This is a genomic window from Acinetobacter legionensis (genome assembly GCF_048552295.1).
Taxonomy (GTDB): domain Bacteria; phylum Pseudomonadota; class Gammaproteobacteria; order Pseudomonadales; family Moraxellaceae; genus Acinetobacter.
Genome location: NZ_JBIMCW010000086.1, coordinates 1 through 382, shown reverse-complemented (window position 1 = coordinate 382; position 382 = coordinate 1). Strand labels below are relative to the sequence as shown.

General features: G+C 42.1%; 1 protein-coding gene. It reads right to left on the bottom strand.

Annotation, left to right across the window (positions count from 1 at the left end; translation table 11 throughout):
* Positions 1-382 (bottom strand): type II secretion system F family protein (locus ACG916_RS21570; RefSeq protein WP_419378815.1); only part of this gene is annotated, 382 nt, incomplete at both ends.

The following is a 382-nucleotide window of genomic DNA, read 5'->3' as shown; positions in this document are numbered from 1 at the left end:
ATGCTGTCTAGTGCACCCGATTCTTCACCAATTGCAACCATTTGTATAGCCATAGATGGAAAACGATTAGACACTCGCATAGCAAACTGAAGCTGTTGACCCGTTGCGACATCTTCACGAATTTTCATTACAGCTTTTTCATAAATCACGTTATTGGTTGCGCCAGCAGTCGATTCTAATGCATCAATAAGTGGAACACCTGCGGCAAATGTTGTAGCAAGCGTGCGGCTATAGCGGGCAATAATTGCCTTATAAACCAAGTCCCCAAAAATAGGTAACTTAAGCGCCAGTTTATCTAAGCCATCACGAAACTTTTTACTACGTTTTTTTGCTTCCAGAAAGGCAGCAATGACTGCGCCAATCGCAATAATCATAATGAACC